This window comes from Spongiactinospora rosea, assembly GCF_003315795.1.
GTDB lineage: Bacteria > Actinomycetota > Actinomycetes > Streptosporangiales > Streptosporangiaceae > Spongiactinospora > Spongiactinospora rosea.
On the sequence record NZ_QMEY01000021.1, the window covers coordinates 57,904 to 77,346 of the forward strand.

The following is a 19,443-nucleotide window of genomic DNA, read 5'->3' on the forward strand; positions in this document are numbered from 1 at the left end:
TGGACGGCAAGGACGCCGAGATACCTATGGTGTGGTAAACCCTGCTCATCCCGTACGACCCTTGGAGGTGGATCCCCGATGCTGATCCCCTGCATGGCCTGCGACTCCCGGTTCCTTCCCGACGAGTACTTCCGCGCCTGCCACGACTACCAGCGCGGGACGGACTCCGTCGCGTGGACCTGCCCGCACTGCGGGAACCAGGACGACCTACGCATTCTGCCGGGTGAGCTGGGGTTCGGAGCCACCGGCCGCGGCCGGTTCGACGTCCACGACCGCGTACGCGTGCCCGGCCTGCGCCGCCGCCGCCAGGACCTGCGGCTGGACATCTCCCTGGACCAGAAGGTCTGGCGGGTGCCGACCGGCGCACGAGGGGCCGCCCGCGAGGCGCGCTGCTTCTTTTGAGACCTCAGCGGCCCTGGCGCAGGCTGAGCCAGGCCGCCGCGCTCAGCGCGCCGATCTCCTCCGGAGTCGGCTGGTGGGCCCCGGCGAACCACAGGCGGCACATCTCCTGCGCGGGCCCCAGCCACAGCACATAGCACATCTGGGTCGGCACCGGCTGGAGCAGCCCCGCCCGCATATGCGGACGCCACCACTCCGACACCTTGCGGAAGAACGCGCGCCGGGCCTCGCCCACCTCCGCGCCCCCGGGCTCCTCACGGCGCGGCGGACGCTCGCTGATCAGCACGCGGGCGCGCTCGGGGTGCTCGCCGCACCAGGCCATGTGGAAGGTGACGATCGCCTCGATGCCGTCCCTGGCCTCCTCGTGGCGGATCAGCTCGGCGAGGAACGCCTCCTGGTACATCGTCTGGATCTCGTGGTAGAGCACGCCGTAGACGTGCTCCTTGCTGGCGAAGTGGTGGTAGAAGCTGCCGACGCTGACCCCGCTCTCCTCGCGCAGGCTGGCCAGGGTCGTGGCCGACACACCGTCCTGGCTGAAGCGGCGCAGCGCGCCGTCGATGATCCGGGTACGGCCGTCGCGCCCGCTCTTGACACTCTTCACGTGGTCAATGGTGGGGGAGCGGAACGTGCTCCGCAAACGCTTGCGCGTCCGGGCTGACCTGCGAGCGGACCGGCCCGCCCCTGGAGAGCGCCCCTATGGACGGAGCAAGGGGTCCGCCGCCTACCCTGAAGTGGTGTACCGGTTCCTGCTGACCCCTCGATGGCTCGTGCTGCACGTGGTGGTGCTGCTGGTCATCCCGGCTTTCGTGTTCCTGGGGCGATGGCAGTTCGGCCGGTACGAGGAGCGCTCGGGAGACAGCGAGCGGATCACCGCCAGCCTGCACGCGCCCGCCGTACCGCTCACGCGGCTCGCCGCGCCGGGCGGGCCTTCCGTACGCCCGGCCGACGAATATCGGGCCGTCGAGGCGTCCGGCAGCTACGACGCCGGGCACGGGCTGCTGGTCCGCCGCCGCCCGCAGAACGGCACCACCGGCTACTACGTGCTCACGCCCCTGGTCGTCGCGCCGGGCCAGGCCGTGATCGTGAACCGGGGGTGGGTGGCCGCGGGCGCGACCGCCGACACCCCGCCGCAGGTGCCGCCGCCGCCCACCGGAGAGGTCACCGTGACCGGACGGCTGCGGCTGCCCGAGAGCGAGGAGACCTCGGGCATCCGCAACCGGGCGGGCCTGCCGCCCGGGCAGGTGCTGCTGATCGACACGGCGGCGATCGGCGCGGGCCTGCCGTACAAGATCGTCGGCGGGTACGTCGACCTGACGAAACAGCACCCGGCCCCGGCCGCCGCCCCCGAACCCGTCCCCGAACCCGACGTCGCGAGCGGCGGCGGGCTCAACCTCGCGTACGGCGTGCAGTGGTGGCTGTTCATCGCCATCGCGGTGGGCGGCTGGGCCTTCCTGATCCGCCGCGAGGCCGCCGACATCAGGGCCGGCTCTGCCGGGGAGGACCCGGGCGAGAAGGACGAAGAGCGCCAAGAGGAGCCGCAGCCCGCCGCCGAACGACCGGGCTGACCCTCCGCGAAGAACGCGATACAAACAGCCGCGCGTGGCGCGCGCCCACGGGTGATTCAGCGGAGCGTCCCGGACGCGCCACGCCCGGTTATTCCGGCCGCCCGGAGCGGGGAAATCCCGGTCCCGCAGACGGATGTCGGCCGTCCTTGGTGCAGGAACGGATACCAACCGGAGACCTCCTGGCTTGTTCTGTGTGATGCCCGCGTCATACGGTTTCCCATGTGACTTCGCCGCTGCTACCCGACCCTGAGCCCAGGCGGCGTGACTATGTGATCGTCTCGGCCGACGATCACCTCATCGAGCCGCCCGAGATGTTCGAGGACAGGCTGCCCGAGAAATACGCCGAGCTGGCGCCCAAGGTCGTCGAGACCGACGCGGGCCACCAGGTGTGGCGGTACGGCGGAGCCACCTACCCCTGCGCCGGTCTCGACGTCGGCGCGGGCCTGCCCCGCGAGCAGTGGACCATGGAGCCGGTGCGGTTCGAGCACATGCGGCCGGGCTGTCACGACATCGAGGCGCGGGTCCAGGACATGGACCGCGCGGGGATCTGGGCCGCCCTGTGCTTCCCCGGCATGCTCGCCGGGCAGGCCGGAATGGTCTTCTCCAAGACCCGCGACCAGGATCTCGGCCTCGCCGTGCTGCGGGCGTGGAACGACTGGCACGTCGACGTCTGGGCGGGCACCTATCCCGAGCGGATCATCGCCCTGCAACTTCCCTGGCTGTCCGACCCCGAGGTGGCCGCCAAGGAGATCCGCGCCAACGCGGCGCGCGGGTTCAAGGCCGTGGCCTTCCCCGAGTTCCCGACCCGGGTGCGGCTGCCGTCCATCCACTCCGGCCACTGGGACCCGCTGTTCGCGGCCTGCGAGGAGACCGGCACGGTGGTGTGCCTGCACGCCGGTACCGCCTCCTGGGCCCCGGTGCCCTCCCCCGACACCCCCATCGAGGCGATCACCACGCTGATGCCCACCAGCGCGATGTTCGCCTGCGCCGACTGGCTGTGGTCGGGGGTGCCGCTGCGGTTCCCCGCGCTGCGCATCCTGATCGTGGAGGGCGGGGTGGGCTGGCTGCCCATGCTCGCCGAACGCGCCGACTACGCGCTCGACCACCCGGTGGCGGGCGAGGCGGCCTGGGAGGGCGGCCTGAAGCCCAGCGAGGTGCTGCGCCGCAACTTCTACTTCGGCACGCTCAACGACCACGCGCTGTCCGGCGTACGGCTGGCGGTCGGCCTGGATCACGTACTGCTGGAGAGCGGCTACCCGCACTCCGACTCGACCTGGCCGGACACCCAGCGCGCGGTCGCCCGCAACCTCGGCACCCTGCCGCCCGCCGACATCGCCAGGGTCGCGTACGGCAACGCCGCCCGGCTGTTCGGCCACCCGCTGCCCTCGCGGGCCTGGCTGCGGATGGAGGAGCTCTAGGCGCCCTGGGGCGTGGTGATCTGATCCACGGGCACGCCGGGCTCCGGCATGCGCTCCCACTCGACGAACCGCCCGCTCTCGCCGAGCAGCGACCCGGCCAGCCACAGGAGCACCCCGAAGTCGTCGGCCACGCCGATCAGCGGGAGAAGGTCGGGCAGGACGTCGATCGGCGAGATCAGGTAGACCACGCCGAGGCCCATCAGCGCCAGCTTGCTCCTCGTCATGCCCGGGTAGGAGCCCCGGGCCACCCCCTTGACCAGCCGGGGCACCGCCCGCAGCCTGGTCAGCAGCCCCGCCGATCCGGTCCGGCCCATCTGCCGGTACGCCCGGACCAACGCCGCGCCACGCGCCACCTTCGCCATCATGCACCTCCGCAAGGTCCCCGCCGAACTACCCGGTCCTCTCTTGACATAACGGGTTTCCTGGCACTCCAGGTTCCGCGTACGCGGGCCACCCGGAACCCATATCAACGAATTGCCGGGAAGCATGGGCATCGCGTTTTGTGCTGTGTTACAAACACAACGTGACCACCCCTCGGCAAACTCCGCCCACCCCCCGGGCCGACGACGGCACCGCCACCCGCGTGCCCCGGGTGTTCTCCCCCGCCGCTCGCCGCCTCGGAGCGCTCACCGGCGTCGTGGTGACCGCGGGCCTGCTCGCCGCGGCCGTCTCAGGGCCCGCCATCGCGGCCCCGGCCGATCGCGGTGAGGTCGTGGTGACGGCGCGGCACACGGGCAAGCCGCTGCTGCCCGATCTCGACCTCAATCTTGATCTGGACCTCAACCTGGACCTGGATCTCCACCTCGATCACCACCTGCACCCGCACAAGCCCCCGAAGAAGCCGGATCCGGAGCCGTCGCCCCCGCCGCCTCCGCCCCCGCCGCCGCCGCGCGAGTCCGAGCCCGGCGAGCCCCCACAGCCCTCCGAGCCGCCACAGCCGTCGACACCCCCTGAGCCATCAGAGCCGCCCGAGCCGCCGGAGCCCCCGAAACCACCCGAGCCGCCGAAGTCGCCGGAGCCTCCCAAACCACCCGAGCCGTCCGAGCCGCCGAAGCCGCCGCCCACGATCCGGCCCCCGCGGCCCGTACCGCCCGCCGTGGAGCGGGTCAACGCCCCTCTCCCGCCGCCGGTGGTACGCCCGACGCCCAAGCCGCGTCCCACGCCCAAGACCACCCCGCGCCCCACGGTGAGCTACCGCGCCCAGACCTCGATCCTGGACAAGTACACCGAGCGCCGGGCCGGCATCGACCGCAAGCTCGTGATCGTCTTCTTCACGGTCATCGTGGTCGCCACCGTCGTCGCGGGCGCCGGCAGCGCCGCCCGCCGCCGCGGCTGACCCGCGCGCGGGGCCGCCCCTCAGCCCGCCGGGCCTGTGGCGTCGGGGGCTTGGGGGCGGCGTGGCCTTCAGTGGACGGCCGGTGCAGGGGCTACCGCTGGGATACGTCGGCCGGGAAGACGCCCTCGTTGATCAGCTTCTCCAGGGTCTCGCGCATCCACTCGGACTCGTTGAGGTGGGGGAACGGCTCGCCCTTCGGTATCTCGACGTCCAGGAACCGGCACAGCGGCTCCCAGCCCTCGCGTACGTCGAAGACCAGCAGCCGCTCCGCGGGCAGGCTCGCCTTGACCTCGGCCACGTGGCGGTGGAAGGCCGCCACCGCCGCGTCCTCGTCCGGCAGTGCCACGTTGATGGAGGGGACGCCCAGGGCCTCCCGGGAGATGCGGTCGGTCACCGGACGGAAGCGGGCCATCCGGCTGAACATCTCCGTGGCCGCCGGGGGCAGGTCGTCCGGTAGCTCGCGGCCGGGGCCGGCGGCCATCAGGACCTGCATGCTGCGGTACCAGCGGTGCGGGTCGCGGACGGTCAGGACGACCTTGGCGTCGGGGTAGGCGGCGGCCTGTTCGCGCCAGAAGTGGCTGGCCGGCCAGTCGGTGGCGGAGCGGTAGCCGACGAAGACCTTGTCCCAGTCCAGGGGCTCGCCGTCGGCGGCGGGCAGCCACCGCTCGATGTGGTCGGGCTTACTGAGGATCTCGAACATGTGGAAGCAGGGACCGAATCCGAGCCGTTCCAGCGCGACCTTCAGCGAACGGGTCCCGGTACGCGGAAAACCGGCGCCGATCACTTGCAACATGTGACTCTCCTCTGCCCTCGGGGCGGTTTCCCGCCACACTCGGTGGGGAATTCAACACATGTTTAGTTTATTTGCCGCACCCGGAGGGCCCGGATTCGCCCCCGCGCGAGATCAGCTCTGTGGCGGTGCCAGTTGCCGGTCGATGCGGTCGAACTGCTGCATGGCCACCTCGAACGCGGTCGGCTCGACGGCGTTGAAGCCGCTGTAGGGATGGCTGCTGAGCTGCACGAACACCACGCCCACGACCACCACCGTGACCCGGATCGCGTCGCTCACCACGGTGGCGAAGGTCGGCCGGATGCCGAGGGTCCAGGGCATGGCGATCACCAGCGCGCCGGACAGCGCCATCGAGATCATGAAGATGTCCTCCAGCCGGGTGGCCGCGTCTTCGGCGCGCAGGGCGCGGGCGTGGCTCAGGTCGGCGGCCCGGTCAAGGGCCTCCTGGCGGAGGTTTTCGTGCGCCGGCTCGGCCGGGCGCAGCCGGTGCAGGGCGGCGCGCAGCTCGTCGAGCGTGCGGCCGGGCAGCAGCGAAAGGGTGTCGTTGCTCATCATCGGCCAGTCGAGGGTGATCGACTGGTTGGTGTACTGCCTGATCTGGACCTTGAGCGGGGCGGCCTCCGGGATGGGGGCCAGCGCCCAGTACAGCTCGGTCAGGGTCTCGCTCTCGGCCGCGGAGTCGGCTTCGGCGGCGGTGATCGCGTCCTTGCACAACACCACCGCATAGGCCAGGACCAGCAGATAGACGGCGAGCGCGATGTTGGCGGCGAAGTCGACCGCGCTGAACCGTTGCTCCTGATGCTCCTGGCCCTTCTTGCGCAGAACGACTATGGCCAGAACTAAGAGGACGAAAGCGGCCGACGCGGCGATGCTGACCCAACCCATGGGGGGACCTCCAAGCGCGCACCAATGGTGAGACTACCGAGGGTAATCGCCTGAGCACGCGATTTCACGCGTTTTCTGGGAGGTCTCTGAGATTCAGGTGCGCAGCTCGTGCACGGCGGCCAGAAAGTCCCTGGTGACCCCCCGCAAACCCGGCAAATGTGACAGCCCAACGAGCCGGACCACCAACGGCACCGTCCGCTCGATCAGCCGGTAGGTGCGGGCGGATTCGGGCGAGGTGTCGTGCACCCAGTACAGCACCACGCCCATGGACAGCAGCCACAGCAGCTCGGGCAGCTCGGCGCGCAGCTCCTTGTCCATGCGGTCCGTCGAGCCCTCGACCACCTTGCGGTAGATGGCGATGGACGCCTCCCGCGACGGGCTGGAGTCCGTGCTGAACGGGCTGAGCGGATTGCTCGGCTCCGCGGCGTGCTTGAAGAACTTCACCGCGAACTCGTGGTACGGCTCCGACACCCGCACCCACGCCCGGAGTACGCCCGTCAGCCGCGCCTCCAGCGTCCGCTCCCCGGCCAGGACCTCCTGGCAGGCCGCCTCGTGCTTCTCCTGGGCGCGGTCGTAGTACGCCTGGATCAGCGCCTCCTTGGAGGCGAAGTAGTAGTAGGCGTTGCCCACCGAAATGCCCGCCTCCGCGGCGATGGCACGCATTGTGGTGGCCTCGTAACCGCGTTCCTGGAAGAGGCGTAGCGCCGTCTCGACGATGAGCTTGCGGGTCGATTCCGAACCCCGGTTCCGATGGGTGGGTTCAACCACATTCGTCACTGTACGTCCCGTCCCCCTGCTCGGTCATGAACCCTAACGGTGATCGCCACCGCACCGCAAAGACTCTCCGCGCCCAGGTCTCACCCCGCCGGAAACGTGGGATTGATCCTCCTCGGAAGGGCAATCCGCGAAAAGGGATCAACATGGGGACCAGTCCCTGCAAACGGGGGCCCGTGCGGTTCGCCGCGTGCGTGTTGCTCGCCGTACAGACTTCCATCATCGCGCTCAACGCGGCGGAAGCCGACGCGGCACACGCCCGCGTCGCGCTCGGCACCGGCTCTCCGGTGGACGACACCGGCACGGGCGGCACCGGCGGCTCCGAGGCGCTGCCGGACGTCCATGGGCAGACGCGCGAGATCGCGTTCTACCTCGCGCGAGTGCTGCCCACGGACGTCGCCTACCGCTCCGCGCCGCAGACCGTCCAGCAGGCCATGACCTTCCAGGACCGTGGCGAGGCCGCGGCCGAGCGCAAGCGCGCCCGCTCCGCCGTACGGCTCGGCCACCACAAGGCCATGCGGCGGGTCAAGCGGGCCGGGGTCAGGTGGCACTCGTCCGGCGGGTGTACCGACCGCGGGGTGCGGACCTGCACCTCGCTGGCGTCCGTGCGGGCCGGGACCATCTCGGCGGTGATCGCGCTGAAGCGCGAGAGCCGGTGCCCGATCAAGATCACCGGTGGCACCGAGGCCGGGCACGCGCCCGGAGCCTACAGCCACGGCAACGGGTACAAGCTGGACATCACGCTCAACGCCTGCGTGGACCACTTCATCACCCACAACTACCCGCTCTACAGCGTGCGCGGCGACGGGGCCCGGCTCTACCGCGGGCCCGGCGGCGACGTGTACGCCAGGGAGAGCGATCACTGGGACATCCTGTTCCGGTGACCGCCTCCCCGGCATCGGGACCGCGGCGTCAGCCGGCCAGCTCGGCCGCCACCAGCTCGGCGATCTCCGCGGTGTTGAGCGCCGCGCCCTTGCGCAGGTTGTCACCGCAGACGAACATCTCCAGCGTGTTGGGGAAGTCGAGCGCCTGGCGGATGCGCCCGACATAGGTCGGGTCGGTGCCCACCACGTCGGCGGGCGTCGGGTAGACCCCGGCCGCCGGGTCGTCCAGCACCACCACGGTCGGCGCGGCTGACAGCACGTCCCTGGCCTCGGCGACCGTCACCGGCTCGGCGAACGTCGCGTGCACCGCGACCGAGTGGGTGGTGACCACCGGGACGCGCACGCAGGTCGCGGAGACCTTGAGGTCGGCGATCCCGAGGATCTTGCGGGACTCGTTGCGGACCTTCAGCTCCTCCGACGCCCAGCCGTCCTCCTTGAGCGAACCCGCCCACGGCACCACGTTGAAGGCGATCGGCGCGGGGAACGGCGAATCGGCCAGATCGGGCACCGCCTTGCGTACGTCGCCCGCGACCGTGCCGACCGTGCGGTCTCCGGCCAGCGCGGCGACCTCGTCGTACAGCCGCTCCGCGCCCGCCGCGCCCGCGCCCGACACGGCCTGGTAGGAGGCCGCGACCAGCTCGCGCAGGCCGTACCGGCGGTGCAGCGTGCCGAGCACGGCCATCATCGACAGCGTGGTGCAGTTGGGGTTGGCGATGATGTTCTTCGGACGCTCGCGCACGGCCTCGGCGTTGCACTCGGGCACGACCAGCGGCACCTGCGGGTCCATCCGGAACGCGCCGGAGTTGTCCACGGCGACCGCGCCGCGGGCGGCGGCCACCGGCGCCCACTCCGCGGACACCTCGTCGGGCACGTCGAACATCGCCACGTCCACACCGTCGAACGCCTCGGGCGACAGCGCCCGCACCACGACGTCCTCGCCGCGCACGCGCAGCACCTTGCCCGCCGAACGCGGCGAGGCGATCAGCCGGATCTCGCCCCACACGTCGGGGCGGCCGGACAGGATGTCCAGCATGACGGTGCCGACCGCGCCGGTCGCGCCGACCACGGCCAAAGTGGGCTTGCTCATCGTCCGGTACCTCCGTAGACCACCGCTTCAACCTGGTCGGCGTCGAGATCGAAGGCGCGGTGCGCCGCGCTGACCGCCGCGTCGACCTCGTCCTGCCCGACGATCACGGAGATCCGGATCTCCGAGGTCGAGATCATCTCGATGTTGACCCCCGCGTCGGCGAGCGCCGCGAAGAACGTCGCCGTCACGCCGGGGTGGGAGCGCATGCCCGCGCCGATCAGCGACACCTTGCCGATCTGGTCGTCGAACAGCAGCGACTCGAACCCGATCTGGTCCTGGACCCGCTTGAGCGTGGTCAGCGCCGTCGGCCCGTCGGTGGCCGGGAGCGTGAAGGAGATGTCGGTGCGGCCGGTCGCGGCGGCGGACACGTTCTGCACGATCATGTCGATGTTGATCTCCGCGGCGGCGAGGATCTTGAAGATGGCCGCGGCCTCTCCCACCTTGTCGGGCACCCCGACGACGGTGACCTTGGCCTCGCTCCGGTCGTGCGCCACGCCGGAGATGATCGGCTGCTCCATCTCGCTTCCTTCGCTGGTGCTGGTACTGGTGTCGGCTTCGGGCCGCCGGGAGGTCACCCAGGTGCCCTCCCGCTGGCTGAACGAGCTTCGGACGTGAATGGGAAGCTCGAACCTGCGCGCGTACTCGACGCAGCGCAGGTGCAGGACCTTGGCCCCGCAGGCGGCCATCTCCATCATCTCCTCGTAGGAGATGCGCGGAATCTGCCGCGCCGCGGCGACGATCCGGGGGTCGGCCGTGAAGATCCCGTCCACGTCGGTGTAGATCTCGCAGACATCGGCCTCAAGCGCGGCGGCGAGCGCCACGGCCGTGGTGTCGGACCCGCCGCGGCCGAGCGTGGTGATGTCCTTGGTGTCCTGCGACACGCCCTGGAACCCCGCCACGATCGCGATCTGCCCGACCCTCACGGCCTCGCTGATGCGGCCGGGGGTCACGTCGATGATCCGGGCCTTGCCGTGCTTGGAGTCGGTGATCACGCCCGCCTGCGATCCGGTGAAGGACCGCGCCTCGTGGCCGAGGTTGGCGATGGCCATCGCCAGCAGCGCCATGGAGATGCGCTCGCCGGAGGTGAGCAGCATGTCCAGCTCGCGGCCCGGCGGCAGCGGGGAGACCTGCTGGGCGAGGTCGAGGAGCTCATCGGTGGTGTCGCCCATCGCGGAGACCACCACGACGACCTCGTTGCCGGCTTTTTTCGTCGTGACGATCCGCTGCGCGACCCGCTTGATGCTGGCCGCGTCGGAGACAGACGAACCACCGTACTTCTGCACAACGAGCGCCACTGTAAGTCTCCCGAGGGACGTAGGGGCTGTGGAGCTCACAGTTTACGGGGCGCACGGCATGCCGCTTCTGGCCAGCCCACCATGTGGGACGGCCGCGCGGCGAGACCTGCCGCTGAGGCCCGCTACTGGGGCCCGCTACTGAGGCCCGCTACGAACCGGTGCGCTCCTCCACCACGTCGAGCCTGGTGTGCGCGACCAGCGCCTGCAGCGCCCGCATCGCCGCGCCCGCGTGGTTGCCCCAGGTGTTGAAGTAGCTGTACTGCCACCACCACAGGGCCTCCAGGGGACGGCCGGCGCGGTGGTGACGCAGCCCGTGGTACAGGTCGGCGGCCACCGCGGTCAGGTCGTCGGAGAGGCGGTAGGCGGTGACCCCGGTGTCCTTGTACGGGTCGAAGACCTCGGCGTAGACATCGACCTCGCCGAACCGCTCGGCCAGCGCCGCGCGCACCTCGTCGAGGTCGGGGTCCTCGCTCATCGGGGGCTCCCAGTTGCCGGACAGGATCACGTCCTGGCTCGCCCCGAGCTGCGCCCCGGCCAGGCTCACCTGCGCGACCTCCATCAGCAGCAGCGCCAGCGTCGCGTCACCGCCCTCGCCGCCGGCCAGCCGGCTCAGGCCGTCCAGGTAGTTCTCCGCGTGCCCGGCCACGGTCTCGGCGAGCTCACTCCACTCCGCAGACATGTCAGACATCAAGGAGCCTCCGCCCTTCGAAAGCGCGGCCCAAGGTGACCTCGTCCGCGTACTCCAGATCGCCGCCCACCGGCAGGCCGCTGGCCAGCCGGGTGACCCGTACGCCCATCGGTTTCACCAGGCGGGCGAGGTAGGTCGCGGTCGCCTCCCCTTCGAGGTTGGGGTCGGTGGCGATGATGAGTTCGGTGACTTGGCCGTCGGCCAGGCGCGTCATCAGCTCGCGGATGCGAAGGTCGTCGGGGCCGACGCCGTCGATGGGACTGATCGCCCCGCCGAGCACGTGGTACCGCCCGCGGAACTCACGGGTCTTCTCGATCGCCACGACGTCCTTCGGCTCTTCGACGACGCAGATCACGTGGAGGTCGCGGCGCGCGTCGCGGCAGATCCGGCACTCCTCCTCGGAGGCGACGTTGCCGCACACCCGGCAGAAACGGACCTTGTCCTTGACTTCGAGCAGCGCGTGCGCCAGCCGTTTGACGTCGGCCGGATCGGCCGCCAGCAGATGGAACGCGATCCGCTGCGCGCTCTTGGGACCGACGCCGGGCAGCAGGCCCAGCTCGTCGATCAGATTCTGGACGACCCCTTCGTACATCGTCTAGAACCCTGGAAGCTGCCCGAAGCCGCCGCCGCCGAGGCCCTGGGCGAGCGGGCCGAGCTTCTGCCGCTGCAGCTCGGACGCCGCGCGCACGGCGTCGCGGACCGCGGCGATGACCAGGTCGGCGATCGTGTCGACCGTCTCCTGGGCGTCGTCGGCGTCGACGACCTCCGGCTTGATCTTCAGCTCCTGCAACTCGCCCGCGCCGTTGACCGTCGCCACGACCAGGCCGCCGCCCGCCGAGCCCTCGACCCGAGCGTCGTTCAGCTCCTGCTGGGCGCTCGCGATCTGCTGCTGCATGAGCTGGGCCTGCTCCATGAGCTGCTGCAGGTTGACATCACCTGGGTTCACCGTCGTGCGCTCCTCGTGGCCTTCGCGTGGGTGGGGTTCGTGCCGTCGCCACGAGCCTACGGTGTTTGGACGGGACGGCGCACCGGCGGCGGCGTGTGTTCCCCTCGCGGGGCGCTTCTGGGGGCTTTCCGGGGCGCTTCGGGGCCGCTTCCACGCCCGCTTCCGGGTCTGCTTCGGGGTCCGCTTCGGGGCCGCCGACCGGGCCCCGGACGTCTCGGAAAGCCCGGGGCCCGACCGCCACATCCGCCGGGAATGGCCGCACCAGGCGGCTGCCGTCAGTGAAGCTAACGAGGGCCGGGTTGCGTACGCGTTGCGTCCGCCGTTTCACTTTCCGTGTCTGGGATTGGCCGAATCGGTTGCGCGGGCGTGCCGAAAACCCTGATGCTCGCCGATGAAACGACTACTGGGGGTGGTCTATGCGTGACAGGAGCGTGCCCGCGGTACCCGCCGCGGTGGCGCTGAATCTGGACGAGTACGCTGGCCGGCTCCGCGACTGGCACGAGGAGGCCGTCTCCGGGCATCCACGCGACCCGATCACGCAGCGCGACGAGCCCGCCTCGCCGCCCGCCGAGGCCGACCGGAACCACGACGGACCACCCGGGACGTCCGAGGGACCACCTGGGACACCGGATGGGCCACGCCGGGTCATCGCCGCGTCCTGGCGGCGTTCCCTGAGCGCGGGCATCGACCCCGAACGCCTGTGCTCCTACCCCGGCTACGAGACGGACGACATCGGCGACGCCCGGCGTGCGCACCCCATCGGCCCGCATCTGCCGATGCTCGCCTCGACGCTGCTGCGCACGGTCTACAGCACCGGCATGATCATGACGGTGGCCGACGCCGACGGCCGCGTACTGTGGCGGGACGGCAGCAACCAGGCGCTCGCGCTGGGCGAGAGCGTCGGGCTGTGCGACGGCTTCGTCTGGGCCGAGTCGGCGGTCGGCACGAACGGCATCGGCACCGCGCTGGCCGCGGGCCGCCCGGTCCACGTCTACCCCGCCGAGCATCTGGTCAAGGCGCTCCAGGAGTGGTCGTGCTCAGGTTCGCCGATCAGCGACCCCGACACCGGCGAGATCGTGGGCTGCGTCAACGTCAGCGGTACGCCCGACCACCTGCACCCCGCCACGGTCGCGCTGGTCCACGCGGCCGCCAGGCTGACCGAAAGTCACCTCGCGCTCGACCACCGCGAACGCGACGCCCGCCTGCTGGCCCAGCACGAAGGCCGCGCCCGCGCCTCCCGCGCCGCTGGGCAGAGCGCGCTGCTCTCCGCCACGGGCCGGGTCCTCGCGGGCGAACTCCCCGGCGCCGCCCGCGCCGCCGACCTCGCCACCGCCCACGCCGCGGGGCACCCGATCGACCGGATCGCGATCCCGCGCACCGGCGACACCGTGCTGCTCCGCGACGGCACCATCGGCGTGATCGAACCCTTCGGCAACGGCTACCTCGTCTATCCCACCCAACGTGTCCCGGCCACCACGCTCACCTTGTGCTTCCTGGGCGCGGACCACCCCACGGCCCACCTGGACGGCGTACCCGTCCACCTCTCCCAACGACACGCCGAGATCCTCGCCCTGCTCGCGCTCAACCCGGGCGGCATGACGGCCGACCAGCTCTCTTTCCAGCTTTATGGGGATCTGGGGAAGCCGGTGACCATCCGGGCGGAGATGCACCGGCTGCGCGACCAACTCGGCGCGGCGGTGGCGGGCAAGCCGTACCGGCTGACGTGCGAGGTCAGCGCCGACTTCGTCGAGGTACAGCGACTGCTCGCGGGCAACGACCCCACGGCCCTCGCCCAGGCGTACCGCGGACCGCTGCTGCCACGATCGGAGTCCCCCGCCCTCCGCCGGACCCGCGACGAACTGGAGGGGCAGGTACGCGCCCGCCTGCTCCAGCACGGCTCGGCCGACGCCCTGTGGCTCTACGCCCAGACCCAATACGGCCGAGACGACCCACACGTACTCGAACGCCTCACCATCCTCCTCCCCCCAGGCGACCACCGCGCCGCCGTAGCCCACATCCGCCTATCCGCCGAAGACTCCTGACCCCACCCCCAAACCCCCTCCCCCGAACCCGACCACCGGCCCCCTCCTCCGGTCACCCGCCCCCGCCGCGACAAGCACAAAGCCAGACACCCGGTCGAACGACCCACCAAGCCGATCACCTACCCCACCCACCAAGGAGCCGAGCACACCTCCCCAGGCCGCCATAGCTCGTGCCCTGGAACGCCCGCAGGCCGAGCGGACTCCCGGAACGGCAGAGCAATGATCAGGCGCAGTCGAATCCCCCTCTCGGCTGCGCCCACGGACTCGTGCGGGTGGTGCGAGCCCGGATGTCAGCCATCGCAAGGACCGCATCAGGCCCACGGCCTGACGCGCCCCCGGACCAACGGGCTCCCAGCGGGCGCCCGACCGACAACAGAGCGACGGTCGAACTCCTCTTTCGACCGCGCCTACGGGCCCATGCAGGTGGCGCGAGCCTGGACGCCCGCCGCCGCATGGGCCGCTACAGGCCCATGACCTGACGCGGCCTCGGACCGAGCAGACTTCCGGGGCGGCAAGGCGATGATCAGGCGCGGTCGGGCCCACCTTCCGGCTGCGCCCACGGACTCGCGCGGGTAGCGCGCGCCTGGGTCTCGGCCATCGCAAGGACCGCACCAGGTCCCTGACACACCCACCGCAGGGCGGGGTCGGGTTCCCGTACGGGTGTGGGCTGACGGGCCGGGCGAACTCCCGGTGGGGACCCCGGCCGACGGTCAGGTGTGGTCGAATTCCTCGATGATCTGGGCGCCGAGCTCGCGTTGGATGAGTGCCATGCCGGACAGCTCGTCCGCGTCGGCGTCCGCGTCGTTCTCCGGGTCGACCTCGTCGCTGATCGAGCCGTTGGACGTCGTCGCCTGGCGTACCGGGACGGCGTCGGGCCAGGCGGCGGTGCCGCCGTTCTGCTTGGAGCGGGAGTGGGCGGCCTGCTGGGCCGCCTGGGCGGCCGTACGGGCGGCGGCGAGGCCCGCGCTCGGGGCGGGCGGGGAGCCGGGGTCGTCGGGGGGCGGGGCGTCCGGCCAAGACTCGTCGGTGGTGGGCACGGGCCGCGCCTGCGCCGCCGAGGCCGCGCCGTTCTGGCCGCCGGAACGGCCGGCGTGAGCCTGCGCATCGCCTCCCCGGCTCTGTGCGCCTCCCTGAGGGCCGTGCGAGCCCCCGGGTGGCGGGGACTGTGGACCGCTCGGTTGCGGCCCCGCATGAGGCCCTCGTGAGCCGCCGCCGGGCCGCGAGGGCGAACCGCCGTTCCCGGCCCCGAACGGGGTGCCCGGCCCGCCACCGGAACCCGTGACGGCCTCGACCCGCCACGTCCCGCCCAGTACGTCGCCGAGCGCCGCGGCCACCACGGTGTCCTTGCCGCCGCCCACGAAGTTCTTCATCGCGCCGACCTGCGCGAACCCGAGCGTGACGACGTTGCCCTCGACGCCGACCACCTGGGCGTTGGTGTTGACGTTGGCCCAGACGACGATGCTGCGGCGCTTCAGCGCGCCCAGCACGGCGGGCCACGCCTGCCGCAGATCACCACCGCCGCCACCCGCGGGCACGGAGGCGGCGGGAGCGGCAGGTGCGGGGGCCGCGGGCGGCGCGGGGCTCGGCGTAGCGGCGACCGGCTCGGCGGACGCCGCGCCCGGACGCACCGCGGCGGGCCACCCGTCATCACCGCCCGTACGCTCCTCGGCCGGGGCCTTCTCCTCGGCCCGCGCGGCGGGCGCCCGCTCCGGCGCGGGCGGTTCAGGCGGCGCGGCCGGTGCGGGTGCCACCGCCACCGGCGGCGGAGCCTGTACGGCCGCCGCCTGCACGTTTCCTTGTGCGACTCCTTGTACGACGGGGCCCGTGCGCTCCAGACGTTCCAGGCGGGCCAGCAGCGCGGCCTCCCCCTGCCGCGCGGACGGCAGCAGTACGCGCGCGCACATCAGCTCAAGCAGCAACCGCGGCGAGGTGGCCCCGCGCATCTCGGTCAGCCCGGCGTTGAACACCTCTGCGGCCCGGGTCAGCTCGCCGGGCCCCATCGAAGCGGCCTGCTCACGCAGCCGTTCCAGCTCGTCGGCCGGCCGGTCGAGCAGCCCGCTGCCCGCCGCCTCCGGCACGTTGGCCAGGATCACCAGGTCGCGGAAGCGCTCCAGCAGGTCGGCCGCGAACCGCCGCGGGTCGTGCCCGCCCTCGACCACCCGGTTGACGGAGTGGAAGACCGCGGCCCCGTCGCCCGCCGCGAACGCGCGCACCACCTCGTCGAGCAGGTCGCCGTCGGTGTAGCCGAGCAGTGAGACGGCCCTCGCGTACGTGATGCCGTCGTCATCGGCCCCGGCCATGAGCTGGTCGAGCACCGAGAGCGAGTCACGCGCCGAACCCGCGCCCGCGCGGACCACCAGCGGCAGCGCCTGAGGCTCGAACGGCACGCCCTCGCTGGTCAGGATCTCCTCCAGCAACGCGCGGAGGGTCGTGGGGGGCATCAGCCTGAAGGGGTAGTGATGAGTGCGCGACTTGATCGTGCCGATGACCTTTTCCGGCTCGGTCGTCGCGAACACGAACTTCAGGTGCGGCGGCGGCTCCTCGACGAGCTTGAGCAGCGCGTTGAAACCCTCGCGGGTCACCATGTGCGCCTCGTCGATGATGTAGATCTTGAACCGCGCGGACACGGGCGCGAAGAACGCCCGCTCGCGCAGGTCGCGCGCGTCGTCCACACCACCGTGCGACGCGGCGTCGATCTCGATGACGTCGAGGTGCCCGGGCCCGGTGGGGGCCAGCGCCACGCACGACTCGCACTCCCCGCAGGGATCGGGCGTCGGACCCTTCGCGCAGTTGAGGGAACGCGCCAGGATGCGCGCGCTGGACGTCTTGCCGCACCCGCGCGGCCCGCTGAACAGGTAGGCGTGATTGATCCGCCCGCTCCGCAACGCCTGCCGCAGCGGATCGGTCACATGCTCCTGGCCCTTGACCTCGGCGAACGTCCCGGGCCGGTACTTGCGGTACAGCGCGAGGCTCATGCGGGTCCCCTCCGAGCTGAAGAGACCCCCCGCACACCCGCCAGAGCCCGCTTATCCTTGCTGCCTTCCGGCCCTGGGGAGGTTCACAGGATGACGCCGCGCGAGGGGTCCACCGACAGTCTAGCCATCCCCACGAGTACTCGGGGCACAGAATCCCGGTCCCCTCCACCCGCGAGTTCCGGTAAGCTGCTCAACGGAGGATTCGCCTAGTTGGCCTAGGGCGCACGCTTGGAAAGCGTGTTGGGGGCAACCCCTCACGAGTTCGAATCTCGTATCCTCCGCTCCTGGTTGAGACAGGGAACGCCAGAGGGGCCGGTCGATCCAACCGGCCCCTCTCGCATGTCGCCCCCCGAGCCGGTGCGAACCCGGTGATCGCGGCAGCGTGTGCCAGGATCGGGGGATGGGGGCGAAGGCTGAGCGGCGGGTGGATACCGGGCGGTTGCGGCGGCTCAGGATGGCCAAGGACGTGATGGATCGGGAGTGGGCCGGGCCGTTGAACCTTGATGTGGTGGCGGCCAGCGCGGGGTACTCGCGCTACCACTTCGTGCGGTGCTTCAAGGAGACGTACGGGGAGACGCCCGGGCAGTACCTCAGCAGGCGGAGGATCGAGCGGGCCCAGGATCTGCTGCGGTCGGCCAATCTGACGATCACCGAGATCTGTGTGCTGGTCGGGTTCAGCGGCCTCGGGACGTTCTGTACGCGGTTCAAGCAGGTCACCGGCGTGACGCCGGGTGAGTTCAGAGTGCGGGAGCGGGCGCGGGAGCAGCCGGCGGTGCCGGGGTGTTTCGTGTTGTTCTGGGCGGGCGGGTTCGCGCATCCACACCCGGCGCGCGACTGAGCAACTTTCGAGAAGGCGTACGGCGGGGCGGCTGTCTAGCGTGAGCTGAGGCGGCAAAACACGCGAAACAGCACGTCAGAACGCCACGAAAGGAGCCCGGAAATGATCAAGGGCATGGGGATATCCACCGTGTGGGTGCTCGACCAGGACTCGGCGAAGGACTTCTTCACCGACAAGCTCGGCCTGGAGGTCCGGACCGACATGACGCTCGGCGAGGGCGGGATGCGGTGGATCACGGTCGGCGCCAAGGACCAGCCCGACTTGCAGATCACGCTGATGGCGATCGGCCGGTCCGCGCAGGACCCGGAGTCCGCGGAGCAGCTTCGGTCGCTGGTGGCCAAGGGGGTGCTGGGCGCGGGGGCGTTCACGACCGACGACTGCGAGGGGGACTACAAGCGGCTGTCCGCCAAGGGCGTCACGTTCCTCCAGGAGCCGCAGAAGCGGCCGTACGGCATCGAGGCGATCTTCCGCGACGACTCGGGCAACTGGTTCAGCCTCACCCAGCAGTTCGCCGAACTCGACGAGAGCGCCGGCTGGGAGTAGGTCCCGACAAAACGGGGCATCTCACCATAAGTGGTTAATCAACCACCTAGGGTGAGCAACGGGGGAAGCATGCCGGAACACCGCATACCAACGCGGCACCGCAGCGGGCCGGCGTTCCGGCTGCTCACCCTCGCTCTCGGCACCTGTATGGCGGTGGCCGCCTGCCCGAGCCCGATCAGGGGCGACGATCCACCCGGCGCAGGCGGTGCCGGTGGGCGGCCGATGCCACTGCCGACCGGGGCCGGCGAGTGCGAGAGGACCGCCGCCCGCCCCGAGGACTGCCGGATCGCCCGGATCGTGCAGAACATCGAGAGCTACTGGTCCGGCTACTTCGAGCGGCGCGGCGGCCGGGCGTACCGGCCCGCGCGGGCGGTGCTGTTCGAGCAGCGGGTACGTACTCCGTGCGGTGTCGCGACCGCGTCCGTGGGACCGTTCTACTGTCCGAGCAACGAGCGGGTCTATCTGTACCGCACCTTCTTCGACACCCTCGAACGCGACTTCGCCGCCGCCGGAGGAGCGCTCGCGCAGGCGTACGTCATCGCGCACGAGTACGGTCACCACGCACAGAACCTGCTCGGCGAGATGGGGAGATCGCGCGAGGGCTCGCGGAGCGAGGAGCTTCAGGCCGACTGCTACGGCGGAGTGTGGGCGAAGCACGCGGTGGACACGAGGTTCTTTCCCCGGCCGTTCACCGAGGCGGACATCAGGCAGTCGTTCGAGTCGGCCGAACAGGTCGGGCGCAAGACCATCGACCTGGACCCGGGTCGCCGATCCGACTCGGAATGGACGACGAACCCCGAGCGCGGGTCATTCGACGAGCGCAGGCAATGGTTCACGACCGGCTACGAAAGCGGCGATCCGGCCCGCTGCGCGGTGCCCGGCGGAAGGGCCTGACCAGGCAGGGTGATGGTTGTCTCGTTGGTACCGAATGTGCACCGAATGCGCAGCGAACGCGCGTCCTCCACCCCGGGACATCGC

20 protein-coding genes, 1 tRNA gene and 1 other RNA gene are annotated in these 19,443 nt (G+C 71.1%); 10 read left to right on the forward strand and 12 right to left on the reverse strand.

Annotated elements, in window-relative coordinates:
* Positions 1 to 78 precede the first annotated feature (78 nt).
* Positions 79 to 402, forward strand: coding sequence for a hypothetical protein (locus tag DP939_RS33860; protein WP_113984925.1), 324 nt, complete (start codon positions 79 to 81; stop codon positions 400 to 402).
* A 4-nt stretch (positions 403 to 406) separates the two neighbouring features.
* On the opposite strand, the gene DP939_RS33865 is transcribed toward DP939_RS33860, so the two are convergent.
* Positions 407 to 1,000: a TetR/AcrR family transcriptional regulator gene (locus tag DP939_RS33865; protein ID WP_113984926.1), complete on the reverse strand. Its 594-nt coding sequence runs from the start codon at positions 998 to 1,000 to the stop codon at positions 407 to 409.
* A 133-nt stretch (positions 1,001 to 1,133) separates the two neighbouring features.
* Here DP939_RS33865 and DP939_RS33870 point away from each other — a divergent pair, with 133 nt between their 5' ends.
* Both DP939_RS33870 and DP939_RS33875 read left to right on the forward strand, forming a co-directional pair.
* Entirely contained in the window at positions 1,134 to 1,964 is an 831-nt protein-coding gene (locus tag DP939_RS33870) for an SURF1 family cytochrome oxidase biogenesis protein (protein ID WP_225878669.1), read from the forward strand.
* A 221-nt stretch (positions 1,965 to 2,185) separates the two neighbouring features.
* A complete protein-coding gene (locus DP939_RS33875; protein WP_113984928.1) occupies positions 2,186 to 3,382 on the forward strand; it encodes an amidohydrolase family protein in 1,197 nt (398 codons plus the stop codon).
* Here the strand turns inward: DP939_RS33875 and DP939_RS33880 are convergent.
* Positions 3,379 to 3,747: a YkvA family protein gene (locus tag DP939_RS33880; RefSeq protein WP_225878670.1), complete on the reverse strand. Its 369-nt coding sequence runs from the start codon at positions 3,745 to 3,747 to the stop codon at positions 3,379 to 3,381. The genes DP939_RS33875 and DP939_RS33880 overlap by 4 nt on opposite strands.
* A 158-nt stretch (positions 3,748 to 3,905) precedes the next feature.
* Between DP939_RS33880 and DP939_RS48930 the strand changes: the two genes are divergently transcribed.
* Positions 3,906 to 4,718 carry a hypothetical protein gene (locus tag DP939_RS48930; RefSeq protein WP_158578845.1) on the forward strand — a complete coding sequence of 271 codons (813 nt, stop codon included), beginning with the start codon at positions 3,906 to 3,908 and terminating at the stop codon, positions 4,716 to 4,718.
* Between the two features lie 91 nt (positions 4,719 to 4,809).
* On the opposite strand, the gene DP939_RS33885 is transcribed toward DP939_RS48930, so the two are convergent.
* The 3 genes from DP939_RS33885 to DP939_RS33895 form a co-directional block, all read right to left on the reverse strand.
* The gene (locus DP939_RS33885) at positions 4,810 to 5,511 is read right to left on the reverse strand and encodes a sulfotransferase family protein (protein WP_199565593.1); all 702 of its coding nucleotides are present in this window, start codon (positions 5,509 to 5,511) and stop codon (positions 4,810 to 4,812) included.
* Positions 5,512 to 5,622: 111 nt separating this feature from the next.
* A complete protein-coding gene (locus DP939_RS33890) occupies positions 5,623 to 6,393 on the reverse strand; it encodes a bestrophin-like domain (protein WP_113984929.1) in 771 nt (256 codons plus the stop codon).
* A gap of 93 nt (positions 6,394 to 6,486) precedes the next feature.
* On the reverse strand, positions 6,487 to 7,161 hold the full coding sequence (locus DP939_RS33895; protein WP_113984930.1) for a TetR/AcrR family transcriptional regulator: 675 nt from the start codon (positions 7,159 to 7,161) through the stop codon (positions 6,487 to 6,489).
* Between the two features lie 182 nt (positions 7,162 to 7,343).
* Here DP939_RS33895 and DP939_RS33900 point away from each other — a divergent pair, with 182 nt between their 5' ends.
* On the forward strand, positions 7,344 to 8,051 hold the full coding sequence (locus DP939_RS33900; protein ID WP_113984931.1) for a hypothetical protein: 708 nt from the start codon (positions 7,344 to 7,346) through the stop codon (positions 8,049 to 8,051).
* Between the two features lie 28 nt (positions 8,052 to 8,079).
* Here the strand turns inward: DP939_RS33900 and DP939_RS33905 are convergent, their stop codons facing one another.
* From DP939_RS33905 to DP939_RS33925, 5 genes are all read right to left on the reverse strand, one after another.
* On the reverse strand, positions 8,080 to 9,138 hold the full coding sequence (locus DP939_RS33905; protein WP_113984932.1) for an aspartate-semialdehyde dehydrogenase: 1,059 nt from the start codon (positions 9,136 to 9,138) through the stop codon (positions 8,080 to 8,082).
* On the reverse strand, positions 9,135 to 10,433 hold the full coding sequence (locus DP939_RS33910; RefSeq protein ID WP_113984933.1) for an aspartate kinase: 1,299 nt from the start codon (positions 10,431 to 10,433) through the stop codon (positions 9,135 to 9,137). Before DP939_RS33910 ends, DP939_RS33905 begins: the two co-directional genes overlap by 4 nt.
* Positions 10,434 to 10,581: 148 nt before the next feature.
* The gene (locus tag DP939_RS33915; RefSeq protein WP_306461853.1) at positions 10,582 to 11,121 is read right to left on the reverse strand and encodes a DUF5063 domain-containing protein; all 540 of its coding nucleotides are present in this window, start codon (positions 11,119 to 11,121) and stop codon (positions 10,582 to 10,584) included.
* Entirely contained in the window at positions 11,114 to 11,713 is a 600-nt protein-coding gene (gene recR / locus DP939_RS33920) for a recombination mediator RecR (RefSeq protein WP_113984934.1), read from the reverse strand. Before recR ends, DP939_RS33915 begins: the two co-directional genes overlap by 8 nt.
* A gap of 3 nt (positions 11,714 to 11,716) precedes the next feature.
* Entirely contained in the window at positions 11,717 to 12,067 is a 351-nt protein-coding gene (locus DP939_RS33925) for a YbaB/EbfC family nucleoid-associated protein (RefSeq protein ID WP_199565594.1), read from the reverse strand.
* A gap of 416 nt (positions 12,068 to 12,483) precedes the next feature.
* On the opposite strand from DP939_RS33925, the gene DP939_RS33930 reads away from it, so the two are divergent.
* Entirely contained in the window at positions 12,484 to 14,109 is a 1,626-nt protein-coding gene (locus DP939_RS33930) for a GAF domain-containing protein (protein ID WP_113984935.1), read from the forward strand.
* Between the two features lie 710 nt (positions 14,110 to 14,819).
* On the opposite strand, the gene DP939_RS33935 is transcribed toward DP939_RS33930, so the two are convergent.
* Positions 14,820 to 17,084, reverse strand: a complete 2,265-nt coding sequence (locus DP939_RS33935) for a DNA polymerase III subunit gamma and tau (RefSeq protein WP_113984936.1) — start codon at positions 17,082 to 17,084, stop codon at positions 14,820 to 14,822.
* 17 nt (positions 17,085 to 17,101) lie between these two features.
* An RNA gene (ffs, locus tag DP939_RS33940) (signal recognition particle sRNA small type) lies at positions 17,102 to 17,197 on the reverse strand.
* Between the two features lie 82 nt (positions 17,198 to 17,279).
* On the opposite strand from ffs, the gene DP939_RS33945 reads away from it, so the two are divergent.
* The 4 genes from DP939_RS33945 to DP939_RS33960 all read left to right on the forward strand — a co-directional run bounded on the left by DP939_RS33945 (position 17,280) and on the right by DP939_RS33960 (position 19,359).
* A tRNA-Ser gene (locus tag DP939_RS33945) sits at positions 17,280 to 17,365 on the forward strand.
* 119 nt (positions 17,366 to 17,484) lie between these two features.
* Positions 17,485 to 17,922 carry a helix-turn-helix transcriptional regulator gene (locus DP939_RS33950; RefSeq protein ID WP_113984937.1) on the forward strand — a complete coding sequence of 146 codons (438 nt, stop codon included), beginning with the start codon at positions 17,485 to 17,487 and terminating at the stop codon, positions 17,920 to 17,922.
* Positions 17,923 to 18,024: 102 nt separating this feature from the next.
* Positions 18,025 to 18,465, forward strand: a complete 441-nt coding sequence (locus DP939_RS33955; protein WP_113984938.1) for a VOC family protein — start codon at positions 18,025 to 18,027, stop codon at positions 18,463 to 18,465.
* Positions 18,466 to 18,534: 69 nt separating this feature from the next.
* Positions 18,535 to 19,359: a neutral zinc metallopeptidase gene (locus DP939_RS33960; RefSeq protein ID WP_113984939.1), complete on the forward strand. Its 825-nt coding sequence runs from the start codon at positions 18,535 to 18,537 to the stop codon at positions 19,357 to 19,359.
* Positions 19,360 to 19,443 lie beyond the last annotated feature (84 nt).

Bases quoted from the DNA above. Each gene is read 5' to 3' on its own strand.
- DP939_RS33860 (WP_113984925.1), top strand. From the start codon at position 79: ATGCTGATCCCCTGCATGGCCTGCGACTCCCGGTTCCTTCCCGACGAG.
- DP939_RS33880 (WP_225878670.1), bottom strand. From the start codon at position 3,747: ATGATGGCGAAGGTGGCGCGTGGCGCGGCGTTGGTCCGGGCGTACCGG.
- DP939_RS33885 (WP_199565593.1), bottom strand. From the start codon at position 5,511: ATGTTGCAAGTGATCGGCGCCGGTTTTCCGCGTACCGGGACCCGTTCG.
- DP939_RS33890 (WP_113984929.1), bottom strand. From the start codon at position 6,393: ATGGGTTGGGTCAGCATCGCCGCGTCGGCCGCTTTCGTCCTCTTAGTT.
- DP939_RS33905 (WP_113984932.1), bottom strand. From the start codon at position 9,138: ATGAGCAAGCCCACTTTGGCCGTGGTCGGCGCGACCGGCGCGGTCGGC.
- DP939_RS33915 (WP_306461853.1), bottom strand. From the start codon at position 11,121: ATGTCTGACATGTCTGCGGAGTGGAGTGAGCTCGCCGAGACCGTGGCC.
- recR (WP_113984934.1), bottom strand. From the start codon at position 11,713: ATGTACGAAGGGGTCGTCCAGAATCTGATCGACGAGCTGGGCCTGCTG.
- DP939_RS33930 (WP_113984935.1), top strand. From the start codon at position 12,484: ATGCGTGACAGGAGCGTGCCCGCGGTACCCGCCGCGGTGGCGCTGAAT.
- DP939_RS33935 (WP_113984936.1), bottom strand. From the start codon at position 17,084: ATGAGCCTCGCGCTGTACCGCAAGTACCGGCCCGGGACGTTCGCCGAG.
- DP939_RS33950 (WP_113984937.1), top strand. From the start codon at position 17,485: ATGGGGGCGAAGGCTGAGCGGCGGGTGGATACCGGGCGGTTGCGGCGG.
- DP939_RS33955 (WP_113984938.1), top strand. From the start codon at position 18,025: ATGATCAAGGGCATGGGGATATCCACCGTGTGGGTGCTCGACCAGGAC.
- DP939_RS33960 (WP_113984939.1), top strand. From the start codon at position 18,535: ATGCCGGAACACCGCATACCAACGCGGCACCGCAGCGGGCCGGCGTTC.